Annotated in this window: 15 protein-coding genes, 2 tRNA genes and 1 rRNA gene; 15 read left to right on the plus strand and 3 right to left on the minus strand. The window is 25.9% G+C overall.

The window, feature by feature from the left end:
• Nucleotides 1-30: 30 nt before the first annotated feature.
• Together FOY43_RS03260 and FOY43_RS03265 are read left to right on the plus strand one after the other, a co-directional pair.
• Nucleotides 31-105: transfer RNA gene (locus FOY43_RS03260), tRNA-Cys, on the plus strand.
• Between the two features lie 2 nt (nt 106-107).
• Nucleotides 108-184: transfer RNA gene (locus FOY43_RS03265), tRNA-Arg, on the plus strand.
• A gap of 61 nt (nt 185-245) precedes the next feature.
• Here the strand turns inward: FOY43_RS03265 and FOY43_RS03270 are convergent.
• Both FOY43_RS03270 and FOY43_RS03275 read right to left on the minus strand, forming a co-directional pair.
• Nucleotides 246-929, minus strand: coding sequence for a DUF402 domain-containing protein (locus tag FOY43_RS03270; RefSeq protein ID WP_146309108.1), 684 nt, complete (start codon nt 927-929; stop codon nt 246-248).
• Nucleotides 930-940: 11 nt separating this feature from the next.
• The gene (locus FOY43_RS03275) at nt 941-2872 is read right to left on the minus strand and encodes an MYPU_1760 family metalloprotease (protein ID WP_146309109.1); all 1932 of its coding nucleotides are present in this window, start codon (nt 2870-2872) and stop codon (nt 941-943) included.
• 162 nt (nt 2873-3034) lie between these two features.
• On the opposite strand from FOY43_RS03275, the gene FOY43_RS03280 reads away from it, so the two are divergent.
• From FOY43_RS03280 to FOY43_RS03325, 10 genes are all read left to right on the plus strand, one after another.
• Nucleotides 3035-3250 carry an MAG6790 family protein gene (locus FOY43_RS03280; RefSeq protein WP_146309110.1) on the plus strand — a complete coding sequence of 72 codons (216 nt, stop codon included), beginning with the start codon at nt 3035-3037 and terminating at the stop codon, nt 3248-3250.
• 45 nt (nt 3251-3295) lie between these two features.
• Nucleotides 3296-3907, plus strand: a complete 612-nt coding sequence (gene trmB / locus FOY43_RS03285; RefSeq protein ID WP_146309111.1) for a tRNA (guanosine(46)-N7)-methyltransferase TrmB — start codon at nt 3296-3298, stop codon at nt 3905-3907.
• A 126-nt stretch (nt 3908-4033) separates the two neighbouring features.
• On the plus strand, nt 4034-6688 hold the full coding sequence (gyrA, locus tag FOY43_RS03290) for a DNA gyrase subunit A (protein ID WP_146309112.1): 2655 nt from the start codon (nt 4034-4036) through the stop codon (nt 6686-6688).
• A gap of 151 nt (nt 6689-6839) precedes the next feature.
• On the plus strand, nt 6840-7850 hold the full coding sequence (locus FOY43_RS03295; protein WP_146308860.1) for an IS30 family transposase: 1011 nt from the start codon (nt 6840-6842) through the stop codon (nt 7848-7850).
• Nucleotides 7851-8238: 388 nt separating this feature from the next.
• Nucleotides 8239-9804: an MAG5620 family putative phospho-sugar mutase gene (locus FOY43_RS03300; RefSeq protein WP_146309113.1), complete on the plus strand. Its 1566-nt coding sequence runs from the start codon at nt 8239-8241 to the stop codon at nt 9802-9804.
• 193 nt (nt 9805-9997) lie between these two features.
• Entirely contained in the window at nt 9998-11557 is a 1560-nt protein-coding gene (locus tag FOY43_RS03305) for a hypothetical protein (protein ID WP_146309114.1), read from the plus strand.
• On the plus strand, nt 11541-12857 hold the full coding sequence (locus FOY43_RS03310) for a hypothetical protein (protein ID WP_146309115.1): 1317 nt from the start codon (nt 11541-11543) through the stop codon (nt 12855-12857). The genes FOY43_RS03305 and FOY43_RS03310 overlap by 17 nt, the downstream gene beginning before the upstream one ends.
• Before the next feature lie 67 nt (nt 12858-12924).
• The gene (locus FOY43_RS03315) at nt 12925-14205 is read left to right on the plus strand and encodes an aldehyde dehydrogenase family protein (RefSeq protein ID WP_146309116.1); all 1281 of its coding nucleotides are present in this window, start codon (nt 12925-12927) and stop codon (nt 14203-14205) included.
• 95 nt (nt 14206-14300) lie between these two features.
• Nucleotides 14301-14406: ribosomal RNA gene (rrf, locus tag FOY43_RS03320) — 5S ribosomal RNA — on the plus strand.
• Between the two features lie 32 nt (nt 14407-14438).
• Nucleotides 14439-15104 carry a hypothetical protein gene (locus FOY43_RS03325; protein ID WP_146309117.1) on the plus strand — a complete coding sequence of 222 codons (666 nt, stop codon included), beginning with the start codon at nt 14439-14441 and terminating at the stop codon, nt 15102-15104.
• Between the two features lie 223 nt (nt 15105-15327).
• Here the strand turns inward: FOY43_RS03325 and FOY43_RS03330 are convergent, their stop codons facing one another.
• Nucleotides 15328-16446 carry a DnaJ domain-containing protein gene (locus FOY43_RS03330; protein WP_146309118.1) on the minus strand — a complete coding sequence of 373 codons (1119 nt, stop codon included), beginning with the start codon at nt 16444-16446 and terminating at the stop codon, nt 15328-15330.
• A gap of 96 nt (nt 16447-16542) precedes the next feature.
• Between FOY43_RS03330 and FOY43_RS03335 the strand changes: the two genes are divergently transcribed.
• From FOY43_RS03335 to FOY43_RS03345, 3 genes are all read left to right on the plus strand, one after another.
• Nucleotides 16543-17544, plus strand: coding sequence for a phosphatidate cytidylyltransferase (locus FOY43_RS03335; protein WP_146309119.1), 1002 nt, complete (start codon nt 16543-16545; stop codon nt 17542-17544).
• A 74-nt stretch (nt 17545-17618) separates the two neighbouring features.
• Complete coding sequence (locus FOY43_RS03340; RefSeq protein ID WP_146309120.1) at nt 17619-21986, plus strand: PolC-type DNA polymerase III; 4368 nt, start codon at nt 17619-17621, stop codon at nt 21984-21986.
• A gap of 85 nt (nt 21987-22071) precedes the next feature.
• Entirely contained in the window at nt 22072-22398 is a 327-nt protein-coding gene (locus tag FOY43_RS03345) for a hypothetical protein (RefSeq protein WP_146309121.1), read from the plus strand.
• Nucleotides 22399-22402: the final 4 nt, after the last annotated feature.

Consider the following 22402-nt stretch of genomic DNA (forward strand, 5'->3'; position numbering starts at 1 on the left):
AAAGTTTTTATGGTATAATTGCATAGCAATGGCACCATAGCCAAACGGCCAAGGCATGAGTCTGCAAAACTTTGATTACGGGTTCGAATCCCGTTGGTGCCTCCAGTGCGCTCGTAGCTCAACTGGACAGAGTGTTAGGTTACGGCCCTAAAGGTTGCGGGTTCGACTCCTGCCGGGCGCGCCATATAATTTTTATTACCGATCTCTCCGTTTTTGGAGATTTTTTTTTATTTAAAAATGCCATATTAGGCATTTCTAACTGCAAAGTTAATAAACTTAGTTTTTTTATTATAAGTTTTTTTCTTGTTATTTTTTTGATACATCTTATTATTAAGATTTATAGTCTTATTTTTAATAATAGGCGTTAAATAATTTTTAATATTTAGCATTACTTTGTCGTTTTCAGCTATTTTAAGGTAATATTTGATAATATCATCACTAAAGAAATATTGAAAATTATTGTACATCTTAATAACATTAGATAACTCATCTAAAATTTTATTTTTTAATACGTCTGGGTATTTCATAATTTTACCATTAGTATTAAATTCATCTCTATCAACAATTTTTAATTCTTTTTGTGGATAACATTTAACATCTAAATCATAATCTATGAATTTGATTGTATCATCTTCAAAAATAGGTGTTGATGCCAAATTAATATATCTATAAAATCCATTCTTTTTAATTAGAACTAAACAATTGAAATTTTGTTTTTTAGGCATAAATCATATAACAGGCTCTTTATAAACTCAACCCGCCCCATTTAATTCTGTAACTTTAGTTTTATATAATATTAAAACTATGTGTTTTTCGTTGTTATAAATGATCTTAGCTTGATTCCATTGTCTATACAAAAGGCCGTTAAACTTATATGCTTGTACTTTAAGAATAGTTCCTATTCTTAAATCATTTATTTTTACATGCATTTTAACATCCTTTAATAATTAAAGATTCTTACTCTCTCAGCTGAATCTTTATCATCTAAATTAGTTTTATTTTTTACTATTATATAACTATTTTTTTCATTTAAATCATAAACTTCACTAACAACATCTCTATTTTTAGGTAAGGTTATTATATCTTCAACAATTTCATCTTGTTGAAATTCTCCATCATTATTTTTATCTAATCAGTAACGTATTACTGAAGAATCCTTAATTTTAGTGCTATCAATAAATTCTTTAGTAATGTATGATTTGAATTCTTCTATATAACCAACGTCACTAGGATTTAGGTTAAAGTTTTTAACTTTATTTTTTCTATTAAATATTGAACCAGTATACCCTTGAAATCTAAATATTTCGTGTGTATCAAATTCAGCTAAAATATATGGATTAGATAAATCATTTGATTCAAAAACAAAACCTTTATATTCTGAATTAGCAGGTAAATAGCCAATCAATTTTATTTTCATTGTGTCAATAGGTTCAATTGCTACCGTTTCATCATTTGGACTAATTTTACTTGCATTATTTTTTTGAATATTAACTATTTGAGAAATTGTTTTACCATATCCCATTGTTTCTAAAAGTAGTTTATAAAATTCTTTAGCTTTATTTGTGTCAGTTTGTAGATAGTTTTCATAAATTAATGAGATGTTTTTATTTGTGTTAAATAAATTATTTGCTGCTAATTTAACAACTGGATTTAATAGTGTTTTAGAATAATCTACATATAGTGAATTTGGAATAAAATCATTATAATAAGCTCTATTTTGATATGTTAGTGATTCTAACCCATATCAACTACTTCTATAAACTAAGTTTTTATATGTGGTAGAATCTTTGACTGGGCTTTCTTCATATGGTAAATAATAAGGGATAAAGAAAGCTTTAGTTAACTCTCTAGGAATTAACTCGTCAATAGAATAATAATATTTAATTGATTCAGTTTTAATGTCAAAAATATACGAATCATCATTTTTACCAATTTGTGAAATAAAATAATTTTTATTTGGATAATTTTCATTGGAGTTTTCATTAGCAATTTTTCAAAGATCATTTAAACTTAAGTTCGCAAATAAACTGTAATTGTTATTAACTTCGGGGTATTTTTTTGTTGAGTTATAACCTAGTTGTTCTTTAAAATTATCTACAAAATAACTATTTCAAGTTGAAGTTAAACTGCCTTCATCACTTTTTGTGGTGATTAGTGTTGTGTTTTTATTTAGATCAATATTGCTAGAATTTATACCAACTTCAGCATAAGTTTTAGCTCAGTAATGAAGGTATTCGTGAAAAATTGTTGGAATGATATTTTGTACTTTAGTCTCAATATCATAACCATTTTCAGCTAAAAAATCAGCATTAATATAAATAGTATTTACATTTGAAATAAATAGTCCTCTAACAGAATCATCGACAATATCATAGTCATTAATATGAATTGCATTTAAATTGAATACCTCGGGACCAAAAGGTATTTTATTTTTAAATTCTCTTGCTAGATATTTTAATCCTTCATCACCAAGTAAAAATCTTGGACCTTTATCATCTTCATAGTAACAAAAATCAATAAATTTAATTTTTGTATATGGGTCAATATATTCAATTACTTTCTTACCTTTGATTTGTTTATCATATTTAAATTCAGTATGATTTACTTTTTCATCACTTTTATTAAAAAGTAAATATTCATTATTATAGTTAGCATTTTCTTTAGAATTATTATCAAAAATTGGCTCAGTTATTAATTTTGAGTCAATGCTATAATCATCAGATTTATTTTTGTTTATTGCTATATATGACTTTTTTTTATTTGTTATTTGTTCAGTGAATTCTTTAGCTATTCCAAAACTTATCAATATTCCAGAAATACCTAATAAGGTACCTATTAAAGTTCATAAAATAATTTTTTTACTTTTTTTCATGAAAATATTATAAACTCATTTTTATATTTAGTCCATCTAATAAAAGGTATATTTTTTAATTAAATGAAAAAGTTATATAAAATATGGAAAAACATGAAAATATTGAATTTTTGCTCTAATTGATTTAAAATTTAAATGTAAAGATATTTATTCGGAGGTTTTATGTATAAATACAAAGCAGTTTTAGTTTCATCAAGAGAAAAAGTAGCGGAAGCCAATACATTAATGGAACTTGAAGGTCAAATAAAATCTTTTAGAAGAGGACAAAAGAGAGGTGAACACACTAGAGCAAACGAAAAAATTGAAATAATTCACACTGAAAGAAATAATTTAGAAGGTAAAAGAAATTCTAAGGAAGAATTACTAAAAGTTGTTTAAAATATATTAAGTAGCCTTTGCTACTTTTATTGTACAATTAATTCTATGAGAATTAGAAATAATCCTAAAGCACCAAGCACTTTGGAAAATAGTGATTTTGTAGTTAAAAGTTTTCCATTTATACTAAAAGAAAATGACGTCTTAGAAATTGGAGCAGGTAAAGGTGAAATGATTTGCAAACTTGCATCATTAAATCCAGAAATTCGCTATATTGCATTTGAAAAATTTGAAACAATAGCTGCAATTATTGTTAAAAGAATAAATGAACTTCAACTTAAGAATCTTTTTGTTATTTGCAAAGATGCAGCTACAATTAATGAATTAATTAAAGGTAAAACAAATAATATTTGATTAACTTTTAGTGATCCATGACCTAAAAAAAGACACGCTAAGAGAAGATTAACTAATAGGGAATTTTTAAAACAATATCAAGAATTGTTGACCGACGAAGGAATATTAAAGTTCAAAACAGATAATGATAAATTATTTGAATATTCGATTGAAGAATTAAATGAACAAAAATGAAATATCATTAACATTACTAATGATTTACACAATTCTAAATTTAATAGTAATAACATAAGAACCGGATATGAACAAAAATTTGCTTTACTAGGTAAAAATATAAATTATTTAGAAGCTAAAAAACCTCAATAATCAAACTGTTAAAAGCAGTTTTTTATTTTAAATTTTACTTTTGTGTCTTATTTACCTAGTTGGAAAAAACAAGTAAAATGATAAAATTTAATATATTATATATATTAAATAATTTAAGGCGGTTTTATGGCTGAAAAAGAAAAAAATAATTTATTAGAAAAAGAACAAGAAGTTAAAGAAAAAGAACTTGAATTCATCACTGATGATGATTTTGAAGATGAAGAACAATCTATTGTTTTTAAGAAAAAACCAAAAATTATTAAAGAAGAAGAGGAAGAAGAAATTCCTCAAAATGACGAGAATTATGTTATCCAATCTCAAATAATAGATGAAAGTGTTGAAGGACTTCAACCAAGAGAACTTGATACCGAAATCAAAACATCTTTCTTAGAATATGCGATGAGTGTTATTGTTTCTAGAGCCCTTCCTGATGCTAGAGATGGATTAAAACCGGTTCATAGACGTATTTTATATGATATGTCTGAATTAGGTATCACACATAGTACACAACACCGTAAAAGTGCCAGAATTGTTGGGGATGTACTTGGAAAATACCACCCCCATGGCGATACATCAGTTTATGAAGCTATGGTAAGATTAGCTCAGGACTTTAGTATGAGATACCCACTTGTTGATGGACATGGTAACTTTGGTTCTATTGATGGTGACGGTGCGGCTGCAATGCGTTATACTGAAGCTAGATTAAGTAAAGTTGCTTCGTTAATGTTGGATGGAATAAAAAAAGATACTGTAGATTTCATGGATAACTATGATGCTACAGAAAAAGAACCAACAGTTTTACCATCTAAGTTTCCTAACCTTTTAGTTAGTGGAGTTTCAGGTATTGCAGTTGGTTTAGCTACAGAAATTCCACCACACAACTTAACTGAAACAATTAACGCAACTATTGCTCTTGCTAAAAACCCAGAATTAAACACTCTTGAATTAATGGAATATATTAAAGGACCAGATTTTCCTACTGGAGCAACTATTTTGGATATTGATGCAATCTATACAGCATATGACACTGGCCGTGGTTCAATTCCTATGAGAAGTAATTGCGAAATTGAAGAGTTCGCCAGCGGTAAGTCAAGAATTGTTGTTACAGAAATTCCTTACGGAATTAGAAAAACCACAATTATTGAAAAAATCGCTAAACTTCATAAAGAAAATGTAATTCAAGGTATTAGTGAAATTAGAGATGAATCTAATAGAGAAGGTATTAGATTAATTATTGAAATTAAAAAAGGATTTAATCCTAATATTATTCTTAATATGCTTTACACTAAATCGGTTTTACAATCTAATTTCAATGTTAACATGGTTGCATTAGTTGATGGAGAACCTAGAACAATTACTCTTAAGGAAGCTTTAGAAATTTATTTAAAACACCAAAAAGATGTAACTACTAGAGGACTTAGATTTGACTTAAATAAAGCCGAGGATAAATTACACATCCTTCTAGGTTTAAAAATTGCAATTCAATTTATTGACGAAGTAATTGAAATTATTAAAAAATCAAAAACTGACACTGAAGCTCAAGAAAAATTATCAGCTAAATTCGAGTTAAGCGAAAGACAAACAAAAGCAATTCTTGATATGTCTCTTAGAAAGCTTACTGGTTTAAATGTTGAGAAAAATGATGAGGAAATCAGCGAACTTGAAGCTGAAGTTGCTAGAATTAAAGAGATTCTTTCAGATGAAAATAAATTAGTTGACTTAATCATTAATGAACTTGAAGAAGTTAAGAAACAATATGGTGATGCACGTAGAACTAAAGTGGATCCAACAAGTTCAAGAAAAATTTCAAATGAATCATTAATTCCTGAAAATGACATTGTAATTACATTAAGTGTTAAAGGTTATGTAAAAAGAATGAATCTTGATGAATACCGTGAACAAAAAAGAGGTGGAAAAGGTTCATATTCAGCAAAAACATATGATGACGATGATATTTCATTAATTTTACAAACCAAAACTCATACAGATTTATTACTTTTTAGTAATTTTGGAAAAGTTTACAAAAAAAGAGGTCATGAAATACAAGAAGGTAATAAACAATCTAAAGGAATTCCTTTCATTAACTTAATTCCAACCTTAAGAGTTAATGAAGGTGAAAAAATTATTTCAATTCTTCCTGTAGATTCGTATGATGAAGATAAATTCTTAACAACAATAACAAAAAATGGAATTATCAAAAAAACTGATTTAACTTTATTTAGCAATATTAATCGTGCCGGATTAAATGCCTTCAAACTTAAAGATGAAAATGATGAACTTTTAACTGCATTTATAGTTGATGAAGAATCAACAATTCTTGTTGCAAATAACACTAATAATGCAATCAGATTTAAATCTTTAGATGTTAGAGCAATGGGTCGTAATGCTGTCGGAGTTAAAGCTATGAACTTAGATGAAAACACCATAGTTTCGGCTTCATCTGAAAACGATGGTGATTATATTCTTTCAATTGGAAGTGAAGGATATGGAAAATTAACTCATAAAGACGACTTTAGAATAACTAGAAGAGGTGGAAAAGGTGTTACTGCTATAAATGGTGAAAAAGCAGGAAACTTAATTTTTGCTAAATTCGTTTCTAAAGAAGATCAAGCATTAATTATTACAAAACTTGGATTAACAATTAGATTGAATTTAGGAAATGTAAGTGTAACTTCAAGAAATACTAAAGGTGTTAAAATTATCGACATTAAGAATAATGATGAAATTGTTAGTGTAGAAATTATTAAATCAGATCAAATTTCTGAAAATGAATTAAACTAGAATTAATTTCTAGTTCCTTGATTATACTTTCAAGTGCAAACATATTTGTGTTTGTGCTTTTTAGTTTAAATTAGTTTAAAATAAAAAAAGAGAAACCAACTAAAACCAAACAATGTTTCTCTTTTAACCCTTAAATTTGAAATGAGGTCATATGAATTATACACAATTAAAACCAGAAGAAAGATTAATTATTGAAATCAACTACAGTTCCAAAACATTAAAAGAAATTGCAGAAATGTTAAAAAGATCTGTAAGTACAATCTCTAGAGAAGTTAAACGAAATTCGAATATCTATGGAGAATATGATGCTGCATACGCTAATAAAAAAACTAAAATTCGAAAATGCTATTCAAGGAATCATAATGCTTTTGCAGACAAAGAATTTAATGATTTCTTTGCAGCACACTATGAAAAAAATTACCATGGAGTTGAAGCTACTCTTAAACTTTATCAGGAAAAAACAGGTAAAAAAGGTTATTCTATCAGAACTATTTACAAGTGAATTAAATTAAATATTTGAGTCCTGAAAATGAAAAATCGTTTAAGAAAAGGTTATGTTAAGAATGGTAAAAGAAAGACTGATTATAAGATTAGATTAACTCATGGTAACAAGTTTGTTTTCCCTATACCTATGCGGCCTAAAAGTATAGAAACTAGAAAAAAATGGGGTCATTGAGAAATTGACTTAGTTATTGGAAGAAAGGGAAAGGGATATCACAACTTACTAACTTTAACAGAAAGAAAAACACGTTTTACCATTATAAAAAAGGTCACTAGCAAATTTTGATTTGAGATAAACAAGGTGCTGAATGAAATAATTAAGGATTATCCATTCCCATTTTTATCAATAACTTCTGATAATGGATTTGAATTCCAAGCCTTGGGATTAGTAGCCTATAAAAATGACTTATTAATTTATAAAGCACAACCATATTGTTCATTTCAAAGAGGTTCGAATGAACATTTAAATGGACTAATTCGTAGAAAATTCAAAAAAGGATTTGATTTTACAGAACTGAATGACGAAGAAGTTCAAGAACTTCAAGATGAAATAAACAATATGCCAAGAAAAATTTTTGGTTTTAAATCTTCTAGAGAAATGGCTGAACAAGAGTTAAATATAGAAATGATTTTGCTAGATCTATTACCTAATCTTGAATAATAAAATGTGGTCTTTGACCACATATATCCCAATTTCAACCACAATACGTTTTACATAATATTTTGTTGATAAACTTTCCACTCAAACGCCGTGGAGAGGCTTTTGATTTTTTCCGTTATTAAACCACACTTCTAATGTGGTTCTTTTTCTCTACGCTCAGTCGCCACTCTGGCTTTTCTTTTTAAAAATTTATAGGGAAGCGTCCTAACGGACTGATCTGCTCAAGCGCCGCGAGGCTTGTTTTCTCAAAAAATCTACCAATTTTAATGTAAAATATTGTTAAGAGAAGCGTTTGCACTTCAAGGTTTAAAAAAGGAACTAGAATTAATTTCTAGTTTTTCTTTTTGAATTTAATAAACTTTTTGTTTTAATATTTTAAAATATTGATATGACTAAAGAATATTACCAAAGAAAATGACTTAATTTTTATGAATCTAATGAATACATGCAAAATAAAGTTAACATTATATTTAATAACTGAGAATTAAATAAAGAGAGTTTTTTAAGAAGTCCAGAAGTTGGAAACAAAGGAATTAAATTTAGCGATGATTTTGGATATTCGTATTTCTGCGAGTTTTCAGTTGAAACAATTTTAATGATTTTTTGTACTATGCTCCGACCAAATATGAAAATAGGATTAGGTTTTGACTTAAATACGCCAGGTCAAATAAGAAAAAATGTATTAAATCTATTTGCTCAACAAGGTGTTCAAGTTTATATTTTTGAAAAAAATAGCCCAACTTCTGAAACAAATTTAAGAGATTTATTAAAAATTGATAGAAAACTTAATGGTGGAATTTATTTTGATTTTGACCAAAATGAAAAAGCGTGATACATCAAATTTTTTGATGTTGAAGGTGTATTAGTACCAATTAAAATTCAACAAAAACTTGTCGATTCACTTAGTGAATTTAATTTAAGTTTAGGGAATTATTCAAATATTGAAAATTCAATTAATGTAAGTTATGATAAAGTTTTCGAAAGTACCTTTTCTAAAAATAAATTATTTAACTTCTTACAAGCTGATGATTTCCTTTCAAACTTAAAAATAGAATATTCAATCCAAAATGAATTCTTTGAAAAGAAATTTAATACAGTTGCTAGATTATTAAATTTAAATACTATTAACTCAAAAATTATGATGTTAAATCATAATGTTTCGCTATTTAAAAGTAAATTTAAATCAAATGATGAAAGAAGTGATCTTCTTGTTTTAGTTAATAAAACAAATCAATTAAAAATTTATAATAAAGTAAGCGGAAAATTAACTGAGATTGAAAACGATTTGATTGCTTTTCTTTATATTGATTTTATGATTAGTTATTGAAGAAGTGCAAAAATGGATAATAAGCTAGTGATTTTACCTTTGAATGCTAAAAAATATGTCATTAATTTACTTGAAAGTTATTCAATAAATTACGCTTATGAAAATCAAATTTATAATGAAAAAGATGTTCTGTTTTCATATAATCAAGGAATTTTTAGTACAGGATTAAATGATGGTTTTAACTATGATAACCTTAAATTTCTCTTTTATTATATTTTTATGACCAATGAATACAAAATTAAAGGTGATTTTATAAATTATAAAACTAATCAATTATTAAATGTTTACAACTTACATCTATATGATCAAATAAGAATTAGCTTTGACAAAATATTCCTTAAAAAGATGGACTTAATTTTTAGTGTAGGTCAAAAATTTACTAAAACACATGAAATTGTTAAAATAATCAAACATAATTATGAAAGTTATGGCAATTTTTATCTTTATACAATAATTTTAAGTGATGATTCAAGAATTATTTATCAATATGATATTGATGATTCAAAAATGATTGTTCATGTTGAATTTATGAATAATATGAACAAAATGAAAGTTCAAAATAAGATTAGATTTGAAGAATTGAAAAATAAAGCTGCTGATGCTGTGAAATTCGCCAAAAAATTCTAATGAAGTTAGGAGAAAAAAGTGAAAGAAAAAAAGGAAAATAATAAAGTTGAACTTAATTTTAGTTGATTTACTACTATTATAATCGTATTGTTTTTTATTTTTGTAACAATAATCATGACTTATCTATACTTAAAATATGATATAAATTTACTTGATATATTTTTTTAAATTAAGTTAAAGGAATCAAGGTAATATGAATTTTATTAAAAAGTACGCAACAAAAATTTGAGTTGCATCAATTTTTGCACTTATAACTGTACCAACTTCAATTTTTTTATTTCTCAACTGACCATTAAATCCTACAAATAGATATATGCCAAATTCTATTGAATATAGACAAAATTTTAAAAAGGCAGCTGCAAAAGCAAAGGAATTTGAGAATACTGATGTTCAAGAAATAATTTTGGATAAAAATTATGGTGAATATTTAAGGAAAATAGGTATCGAAATTGATAATTCAAAAATTGTTGGTAAAAATATTTCTGATAAAGACTTAAAGCTTGATGAAATTATCAATTTCAAATATAAAAAAGAAAATTTTAAAATAACTAGATGGTATAGAATTAGAGAAATGGGTCGTGTTATAGTATATATCAGAGCTTCTGAACATATAATTTCTAATCCGGAACACAATGAAATTTTTGTTATTTTGGACGGATTTGATCATGAAATAAAATTGCCAGACAACAATACCGAAACAAGAGAAATAGTTAATAATATAGGTATAAAAATTATTAATAATGAAGCAGGAACTATAACTAATTCAAATGGTTTTTTCATTGATTATGAAATAAACGAAAAAGAAAATTATCCTACAACTTGATATTTAATGCTTCCATTACATTCATTAGAATATTTTAGTAACCTAAATAACTATGATCTAACTTCAAAATATTTAAGCAAGAAGTATAAGGAAAATTCAATATTTAGTATTTATAATTCAAATTCATCACTTGAACTTAAAAATGTAAATTTAGTTTTTACAGGATTTGATATTTTTAAATCTAATTTAAATTATCTTAAAAATTATTCGAATAAATTTAATGAAGACGAAAATATTGAAGAATATATTGATTTTGCAGTATTAGAAATTAAATTTAATACCGAAGAAGAAGCTAAAAGATATACATCCATTTCTGAAATAGATTATTTTTCAAACATTTTCCTAAAAGAAGATGTAAATTTCACTCCATTTGATAAATTCAATTTTCAATTTAGAAATGCTAAAGACAATTCTATAGTTAAAAGTAATAACTATTATGTTGATGATGACCCATATTTACACTATAATCCGTATATTTTATTTGATAACAAATCATTTAAAACTTCATTTTTAATCAACAACAATTTTATTAGTAAGTTTAATTACAATCAGATAGATGGTGAGAATTACGTTGATATTACAACAGGAATAGGTTTTAGTGAAACTGGGTTTGATAATGGTTCATCAGGTTCTATAATCTATAACCAAGACTTTTTCGGTTATAAAGTGTCAAATTACAGAAACATTAATGTTGGCGTTTATGTCCCTCTGATTTGAAATAATATATCATCTTTTAAGAGTAATATCGTTGATCAAATAAACAATCCTAATGTCTTTAATGATTTAGTATTAGAATCATATAATTTAATTTATGGAAATGAAAAAACTCAGAAGAATTGATATTTGAAATCATTAAGAGAAATACACCCTAAAATTAAAACTTATTTATCAAGTTTAAATAAATGAGGAAATCATGAAAAAGAAGAATAATAGCCAAATTTGAAAATCTGTTGTTATTACACTTGCAGGAGTATTTTGTATTTTGACATTTCATTTTATAACTAATTCAACTTATAATGAAAATCATTATTATATTAATAAGCCAAAAGAAAAATATTACGATTTTGATGAACAAAAAGTCAATTTAAAATTAATTGATTCAGAAAAAGAAAATAGATTCTCAATTAAATACGGTTTTAATGTGAAAGACAATTCTATTTATGATAAATTACCATCTGAAGTAACTATGGAAGAGATAAATTCTGGTGTTCAATTTTCAATTCCTATAAATATTGAATTAAAAAATCTCAAACCATTTGATGAATCTGGACAATTAAATTTAATTTATGAATTAGATGGTAAAGAAATCAATCTTCAGATTAATGGTTTAAAAAAGTCAAAAAATGAATTAAATAATATATCGCAAATGGTCAACAGCACTTTTATAGAAGTGAGAAACCAAAATGAATCAATTAATTTCAATGGTTATTTCATTGATTATGAAATTAATGGTGAAAATTATCCCTTAAAATGATTTTTAGTAATTCCCGATGATAAATTCAATTATATTGACGAAACATCAGAATTTTATTTATTAAAAAGAAATGAAAAAATATTGGTGAATAATATTAAGAAAATATTATCTGGAGTAGATGTTTTAGATGATTATTATGTTAATTTAGCAGTAATGGAAATTAATTTTAATGATGAACAAGAAGCGAAAAGATTTACAAATAATAATTTTAATTTAATAGAAAATAATACTACCCCATTTTTTAGTAAGCTGAATTCCGAATTTGTTAGTTCATATTCATACTATAGCAAAAATGACAATAAATCCCTTATTTATACTGATCGAAGAGATATGGATATACATTTGTGAAATTTTGGAGGATCTGAGATATTAAATAAGTATTCCAATGAATATAAATGAATGGTTAAGATATTGATTAGAAATTCATATTTTAATACCGAAGTTGCTAGTGGTAGCCCATTATTGAAAGATGGTTATTTATTTTTATATGATAATATAAATCTTGTAAGAAATGATTTGTCTGAAAATTATGTAGGTTTATATACTCCTATATCAACAGTTTTTGAAAATAATTGAAGCCATATTAAAAAATATTGTTATGACTTTATTTATGGAAGTGATAATTCACTTCAAAAAAACTGATATTTAAGTTCACTAGTAAATAAATATCCAAAAATTCAAACAAAATTGCTAAATGATTTTAGATTTAATAATAAAAAATGATTTGTTGGTGATACAAATGCACAATTGAAATAACCTTAAAACAATTCTTAAAAGATATTGAACTCTCCAATAAATATGCTGATTTGATATAATTTCAAAAATGAGAGAAAAAATCAGAGAAAGAAAAGAACAATTAAAATATCTTAAGAAAATAATAATTAAATATGAATCATATTTATGTGATGCTATTTTTAAGGACTTATCAAAACCGAAAGAAGAATTTATATTAACCGAATTATTCGGTGTTTATGATGAGTTTAATTTCTTTATAAAAAAGTTAAATAAGTTAACTAAACTAAAGAAATTTAAAAATGGCTTTTATGATTTATTTTCTGAAACTGGTTATGTATACCAACCTGTTGGAAAAGTTCTTATATTAAATACTTGAAATTATCCAATAAATCTTTTGTTTATTCCACTAGCTGGTTCACTTGGTAGTGGAAATGAAACAGTTTTAAGACTTCATCCATTTACACCAGAAACTAATAGAGTAATAAAATTAATTGTGGATGATTATAATCAAGTTTATTCAAACATTCAATTAGCAGACAATAGAGATGATTTAATAGAGTTTATTAATAACAATGAATGGAATTTTATTTTTTACACTGGTTCAACAAATATAGGTTACCAAATTAAAAAAATTGCTGACAATAAAAATATTTCTTGCTGTCTTGAACTAGGTGGAAAGTCACCGTCTATTATTTTTAGTGATTGTAAAATAAACAAAACAATTAAAGAAATTATTTTTGGGAAAAGTTTGAATATGGGTCAGACATGCATAGCGCCCGATTATTTATTAGTTGAATCAAGTATTTATAATAAATTTATTTTAAATTTTGAAAAAAACTTAAACAAGTTTAATAAAACACTTAAAACAAGCAAAATAATAAATGAAAATTCTGAAGAAAGAATTAAGTCATATCATAAAGATATTTCTCTAGACAAAATACAATTATTAGAAATAAGCAATATTGATTGTTCGATTATGAAACAAGAAATTTTTGGTCCTATTCTTCCTATTATTAAATTTGATAGTCACGAAGATATTAAAAAAATCATTAACAAAAATAAGAATCCTTTATCTATTTATGCTTTTACTGAAAATAAGAAAAACATCGAATTTATCAAAACAATTCCTACAGGTAATATTATGATAAATTCAACAATGTCAGTACTAAATAATAATAAATTGTCTTTTGGTGGAATAGGTAATAGTGGTATTAATAGATATCGTGGGAAGGCATCATTTGAACTTTTTTCAAACAAAATTTCTTTTAATAAAAACATTTTTGATCCGTACTTATTTATCAAAAAGAATCTTTATACTAAAATAAATAAACATATTATAAAATTTATCCATAAAATTAAATCAAGATAAATTTAAGTTTTTAGAATTCATTCTCCAAATAATTTTTTAACTCAGAAAATTTATAAAAAAATATTTGGATTTATTTAAAAACATGTTATCATATTATCAGTGGTTATAGCAAGAGGGATCACCTGATACCATTCCGAACTCAGTAGTTAAGCCTCTTAGTGCCGAAGATAGCCGAAAGGTGAAAATAGGGCGCCGCTGTTTTTTATTTTAAATTTTTTATATATAATTAAAAAATGAAAAATAAAAACAGTCTATTTTATATACAAATAATTACATTAGTTACAAGTTTAATTGTAATTTTTATATTATCTACAGCTTTAATTCTTTTTAAAACAGTATTAAATAACATTGATATTTACAATAAATCATTAAGTTTGTTTATCACTACTTTTATACTAGTTTTGATTATTTTTTTAATTTCAATTATTTCAAGTGTTTTCGCAGCAAAAACCATTGAAAAGTTAAAAAACAACTTTAACTTAAATAATTTAATTAATTTTTATGCTAACTCTAAATATGATATTTCAATTTCAAAAGATGTTTATAACGTTTTAATTTGGAAGAAAAACAAATGAATTATCATCCTAAAAACACTTTTATTTGTATTAACGATAAATTGAACAGTACTATTTATTATTTCACTAATTTATTCTAACTTAATAATAAATGAATCAAGTTTTAGTTCAGATCCGTTGTATTATATTTTTGGATGAAATGTTGATTTATTAATCAATAAATTCAATCTTTCAACATTAATTTTTATAATTTTCGAAATTACGTGACTTACAATTTTCAATTTTATAAATAACAAATATAAAAAATGTCTTGATACAGTTTTTGATGAAATAAATAAAAAAGTTGTTCAATATAGAGAAAATTCAAGCATTAGATTTGAATAATTGTTGTAAACTATGAACATGTGGAGTATATGTACTTCACATTTTTTATTCTAGTTTCCAAGCAAAAGTAAAAAAGTGCAAATAGAGTGATTATTTTGATCTTTTTTAGTTCTTTTATAGAATTTACATTGTAAATTGCGATGTTGAAAAAATGTGTTGTGAATCTGTTCTCTACATTTTTAACACACACATTTAAAATGAAAAACACAAAAATTGTGTTTTACTATTTTTCTTTAAGTATGGATTCAACCTCTTTTTCAGTTGTTTTATCTTCAAAATCTTTTGAAACTTCTATCAATTTTTTAAGTTCGCTGCGCTTAATATCTGGCATATCTAAAATAAATTTAACATAATATGTTCCGCTATATGTTGAACTTTGAACTCCATAACCTTTGAATGGAATATAAGTATTTAATTTAAGATTGTGTTTTAATTTGTATTTAAATGCTCCATGAACTGAAGGAATATCAATTTCTTTTTCTTGTAGTAAATCGATAAAACCGATCTTTAAGTCTAAGTAAATGTCCATTCCTTCTCTTGTGTAATTTTTGCTTGGGTTTACATTTAAAACAATATATAAATCGCCTGGCTCACCGCCATTTAAACCTGGACCACCATAACCCTTAACAGTTATAACTTTACCAGTTGCAGTTCCTTTTGGAGTTTTAATTGTAACTTTTTTCTCAGATTTAATATAAGCATTACCATGACAATTTGAACATTTTTTCTTAATAATTTTTCCGGTTGACTTACATGATTTACATGGTTCATTATTGATTATTTCGCCAATAATTGTTCTCATTTTTACTTTTTGAACACCAGAACCTGAACAAGTTGAACACGTTTCTATGTCATTGCTTGATTCAGCGCCTGAACCATTACAGTGCAGACAAAGTTCATATTTATCTAATTTTTCAGTAAACTCAGTACCATGAATTGATTCCATGAAAGTTATTGTTTTATTTATTTGGTAATCTTCACCTTTAATTTGTCTATTTCTGCTTTTTCTTGAGCCACCAAAACCCATACCACCAAAGATATTTTCAAAAATATCACCAAAATCCGAAGCAAAACCACGTCCACCAAAACCAGAGAAACCACCAAAACCTGCTTGACCGCTTACTCCTTCATGTCCATAATTGTCATAATTAGTTCTTTTTTGAGGATCGGAAAGAACCTCGTATGCCTCATTAATTTCTTTCATTTTTTCTTCAGCACCAGATTCTTTGTTTTTATCTGGGTGATATTGCATAGCTAATTTACGATATGCACTTTTTATTTCTTTTTCTGTAGCATTTTTTTTAATACCTAATACTTCATAATAGTCTCTTTTATTACTCATGTAATATATTTTAGCACAAAAACAATTTAATTGCTAATTTTTAAGGACTATTGGTATATTCTTAAATATAAATAAAAATTTTAATATAATTAAACTATGAAATTTAATAACAAAAATTTTATTAAAGATAGACTAATTCCAGGAATAATTTTTTTAGTTGTTACTTTAATAGTTTTAATCTTGGTTATTTTATTTAATAATCCAAATCTTTTAACTGTCGATAACACTTTCAAAACAGTGATAAAAATAATTTGTTTTGCTATTTTCGCCGCTTTTGGTGGATTTATTTTTTATGAATTTATTTCTAGTTTTCATATAGGAAAAATTCAAAGTATTTTTTTAGCTGTCATAATGTTAATTACATTTATTTTTCCGTTCCATTATTTTAAAATAATAATAGTTCAAAATATTTCAAGCACTGAAGCTGAATTTGTTCGACCATTTGAAATGCAAAATGTTGCATTAGCTGTTGTTTCTGACTATTATTCTGTTTTAATTTGACTTTTTACAACAATTTGTTTTTTTGTAATAAAAATCTCTTCGGTCGATAATCCTGATTATAGACTAATTGGATTTAAGACATTAATCTTTTTTGCAGTTAGTTATTTATTAATGATTGCTTCCAAGATATTGATTTATTCAGTTTATTCAAATTATCAGTATTTTATTTTATTTGTTGTTGTTTCCTTTGTTACAGACACAGGTGGGTATATTGGTGGTTCCCTTTTTGGTGGAAAAATAATTAAGAAAAAATTAGCTCCAAGAATTTCGCCTAAAAAAACTTGAGAAGGAGCTATCGTTGGTTTTGTCTTATCTGCTATTGTGATAACTATCTTAATTTACACATTAGGTTTATTTGAAATTGAAGATACTTCCAAAATAAGTGCAAAAATAATGCAGAATTTCTTTAGAGTTTTACTAATTATACTTTTACCAATAGCGGCTATTTTTGGTGATTTAATTTTTTCGAGTATTAAGAGATTAAATAACATAAAAGATTTTTCAAAAATTTTAAGAGGACATGGTGGATTTTTAGATAGATTTGATTCACTTTCATTAATTACTTTTGTAGGATTTGCTATTCTACTATTGATTTAAATTACTCTCACAAATGTGAGATTATTTTATTTAATTAATCATTTTCATTTATTTTATAGTCAGAAGAGGTAAATATGAATTTTTATAGAGATAATCATTTAGCAAGTTTTTTTAAGATGCTTAATCTAGAAGAAATGAAGAGCTTTAAAGAATCATTTATTGTAGATGACCAGATTATTTTTAGAGAAAATAGTCATGGAATACCTGTTTATAAGTTTACTATCGGTTCATTCAGCATGCCTTCTGTTGAAGATTTTTTCACATTATTACTCACTATTTCTGAAATTAAAAATCAAATTTTCAAAATAAAATTTAATATCACAAGTAAGTTTTTCGAACCAAGAGAAATTAAAAAATATATTATTAGAATCCATGAAGTATATGGTGGATTAAATAATCTTTATGCTTTTTTGACTAAAACAGGCGAAATTAGAGCAGATGTAAATAATCAAAATTACTTAATCGAAGTTAAAGAGACACTTAATAAAGAAGAAACAAGCAAACTTTATGAACCTGAAATTTCTAAAGTTAATGAATTTTTACACAAAATTGGATTAAATTGATTTAATCTAGTTTTACATGTTGATCAAATAGTTAATATTGAAGAATACAACAAAAAATTAAATGAAAAGAAAGATGAAGAACTTAAACTATTTATTAAGAAAATAGAAGAAAAAGAAAAAAATAATAATTTAATAAGTTTCAACGCACCTAAAGCTAAATTTCATAGACCAAGCAAAAATTACATAAAAATGAAAATTGATGAAATAAATTCAAATCAATCTCTCTATGCAAAAACCGATGTTAACACAGTGGGAGAAGTTTTTAAAACTGATTATTCTGTTTCTAAAAATGGTTATCATATCTATACTTTTGTTGTTACTGACTATAATGATGCAATTGAAATTAAAAAAATCTCAAAAGCAATTATTGAAGAATTACCTAAATTAGGTGATACTATTGAAATTTTCGGAACTATTGAAAATGATTTTAGAAATAGACGATTCATTATGCTTGACAATTTTGTTAAAACTGCAAAACTTTTTGAAGATAAAAAGGATATTTATGAAAGAAAAAGAGTTGAATTAAATACTAGAAGTAAGATGAATACAATGGATGGTATTTTAGAAGCAAAAGAAATTTTAGATATTGCTTCTAAATATGGGCACAAAGCGGTTGCTTTAGTAGATAATACGAGTGTTCAAAACTTTCCTAAGTTTTTCTCTGAATCCAAGAAATCTGGTGTAAAACCAATTTATGGGGTAACATTCAATGTTATACACAAAAATAATATGGCTGTAATTGGTGAAGTACCAAATTCACAATTAAGGGATGTTGAGTATGTTTCGTTTGATATTGAAACAACTCATTTAAGCCCATATGTAGGTGATATTATTGAATTTGGTGCTTCAATTGTTAAGGATGGTAAAATTAGTGAAAAATTTCAATTTTTCTTAAAATCCAAAGAAAAACTTTCAGATTTTACCAAGGAACTCACAAAAATAAGTGATGAGATGCTCGAAAAAAGAGGTCTTGAACAAATTGATGGGTTAATTAAAATAAGAAATATTTTACACAATAAAGTAGCAGTGGCACATAATGCTCAATTCGACTACAACTTTATTTTTGAAAAATTAAAGCAATACAACATTGAACTTCCACATACTACTTTTATTGACTCGTTGGTTGTTTCAAGGTTACTTTTCCCTGACAAATCTAAACACAGACTTGAAAATTACTGTTCATATTTAGAAGTTGAATATTCAAGAGATATAGCTCACCGTGCTGATTATGATGCAGAAGTTTTAGCTAACGCTTGAAGAGGATCGTTTCAAAAACTTCAAGACTTAAAAATAACAAATTTTAGAGAATTATATGAGTATAAAGATAATTCCTTATATGATAAAACTAGGGCAGCTAATATTACTGTTTTGGCACTAAATCAACAAGGATTAAAAGAGTTGTTTGAATTAGTTACTTTTGCTTTAACTGATAATTTTTATAAAGAACCAAAATTATTTTATGAAGATTTGCCTAAGAGTAAAAATTTATTAATTGGTTCATCTGGAATTCAAGGTGATCTAATTGATTCATTGCTTTATTCTTCAAAAGACAAAATCGATTATTACATAGATTATTTTGATTACATTGAAATTCCTGCACCGCAAAATTTTAGACATAAAGTAAAATATGGTGAATTTAGCGAAAAAGAGATAGAAGACTTACTAAAATATCTTGTTTTAAGGTCGAAAGAAAAAAATAAAATTCCAGTTGCGATTGGAGATGTTAGATATGAATCTAAGAAAGATTTATCAGTTTATTCAATTTTAGTTAACTCCAAAGGTATTGGAGGGGTGTCACATTATTTATATAATTATGACAAAGAAGTCAAACTTCAGTTACCTTATAATGATTTTTTGACAACCGATGAAATGATTAAAGAATTTAGATTCCTTAATGATATTAAATTAATTGAAGAAATTGTTATAGATAACACAAATAAAATAGCTGATTTAGTCGAGGAAATCGAAGTTATTAAAAAAGATCTATATACACCTAAGTTTGACGATTCTACTACAAAATTACCTGAATTAGTTTATAAAACTGCTCATGAAATTTATGGTGAAAAATTACCTGAAATAGTCGAAGAAAGAATTAAGAAAGAAATTGAACCTATTTTAAAATATGGTTTTGACGTTGTTTACTGAATTTCTCATATTTTGGTTAAAAAATCACTTGATAATGGATATTTAGTAGGTTCACGTGGTTCTGTTGGTTCTTCATTAGTCGCTACTTTAAGTGGAATCACTGAAATAAATCCATTAGAACCACACTATATTTGTGAAATTTGTAAACATTTTGAACTAGCAAAAGTACCGGGGATAACTTCTGGTTTTGACTTAGAAGAGAAAAATTGTCCAAATTGTCATAAGTTAATGAAGAGGGATGGTCAATCAATTCCATTTGAAACTTTCTTAGGATTTAACGCAGATAAAGTTCCGGATATTGACCTTAACTTCTCTGGTGATTATCAACCGGTAATTCATGATGAAGTTAAACGACTTTTTGGGGATGGTCATACTTTTAGAGCTGGAACAATATCAACAATTGCTGAAAAAACCGCATATGGTTATATTAAAGCAGTTAACGAAGAACAAGGATTAAATTATTCACCGCTATTTATAGAGTTTCTTTCAAAAAAACTTGAAGGGGTAAAAAAGACTACTGGTCAACACCCTGGTGGAATCATCATTATTCCTAAAGAATTTTCTGTTGAAGATTTTACTCCAGTAAACTATCCCGCTAATGATATGAGCAGTACTTGAAAAACAACTCACTTTGAATATCGTGCTATTCATGACAATGTTTTAAAATTAGATATTCTCGGTCACGTTGACCCAATGGCTATCAAAATGTTAGAAAAATTGACAGGATTAAATGTTAAAAAAGACATTCCGGTTAAAGATGAAAATGTAATTGGTATTTTTTCAAACACAAATTCTTTAGGTATAAAACCTGAAGATATTGGTGGAGAAACTACTGGAGCTTTAGGAATTCCTGAATTTGGTACAGGTTTTGTTAGACAGATGTTAAGTAAAGCTAATCCAAATAGTTTTGCTGATTTAGTATCGCTTTCAGGACTAAGTCACGGAACTAACGTGTGATTAAATAATGCTCACGACTTAATTGTTAATGATGGTCTAACTCTTAAAGATGTCATTTGTTGTAGAGATGACATTATGATTTACCTAATGAGAAAAGGTGTAGAACCATCATTATCATTCAAAGTAATGGAACAAGTTCGTAAAGGTAAAAGCATAACAGCTGAACAAGAAAAAGAATTGCTAGCTAAAAATGTGGAAACTTGATACATCGAAAGTATGAAAAAAATTGAATATATGTTCCCTAAAGCTCATGCTACTGCGTATGTCTTAATGGCTTGAAGAATTGCTTGGTTTAAGGTTTATTATCCATTAGAATTTTACGCAACTTTCTTTACCACTCGCTGTGAAGCATTTGATTTAGTAACAATGATGAATGACTATAATGCTAATAAAATTAACAATAAAATAACCGAAATTAACTCTAAAGACAAAAAAGATAGAAGTACAAAAGAACAAAATTTAATTCCTACTCTTGAGTTAGCAAGAGAAATGTATTGTAGGGGTTATAAAATAAGCAATATTAATATTTATAAATCACTTGAAGTTGAATGAGTCGTCGATAAAGCAAATAAAGCATTAATACCACCTTTTAGTGTTATTGATGGTCTTGGATATAATGCTGCTCATACAATAATTACTGCTAGAGAAGAACGTCCATTCCTTTCGATAGAAGACTTTAAAAAACGTACATCAATTAATCAAACTCAATTTAAAGATATGCATGAATTAGGTGTTTTTGAAGAATTGGATGAAACTGATCAAATGAGATTATTCTAAAAGTTATTTATGTTTTAAGAGAAGATACAAAATATAATTAGCAAATATTTTTAGTATAATATTTGAGCAAATTGAAGGAGAAACAATGTTAAATAAAAGCGAACTTAAAAGTACAAGAAATATAGCTATTTGTGTATTAGTGTTAGCATCTATTTCGTTTTTAATGTTGATTTTAGGGTGAATTTTACCAATTTTATGAGTTACTAGATATATTTTTTCTCTTGTTAACTTCATTTTAATGATTATTATTGCTGTTAAATCAAGTAAAATTGATAGAACATCTATGATTTTAATTATTATCGGTATTTTTATTCCACCTGTCGGAATCATTGGATTGATTATTTTACTTGTTAAAATTACATCATTATTAAAAGAAGAAGATGTAAATGAACAAGCACAAATCACTGAATAAAATT

Origin of the sequence: Mycoplasma anserisalpingitidis (assembly GCF_007858495.1) — a bacterium.
GTDB lineage: Bacteria > Bacillota_I > Bacilli_A > Mycoplasmatales > Metamycoplasmataceae > Mycoplasmopsis > Mycoplasmopsis anserisalpingitidis_A.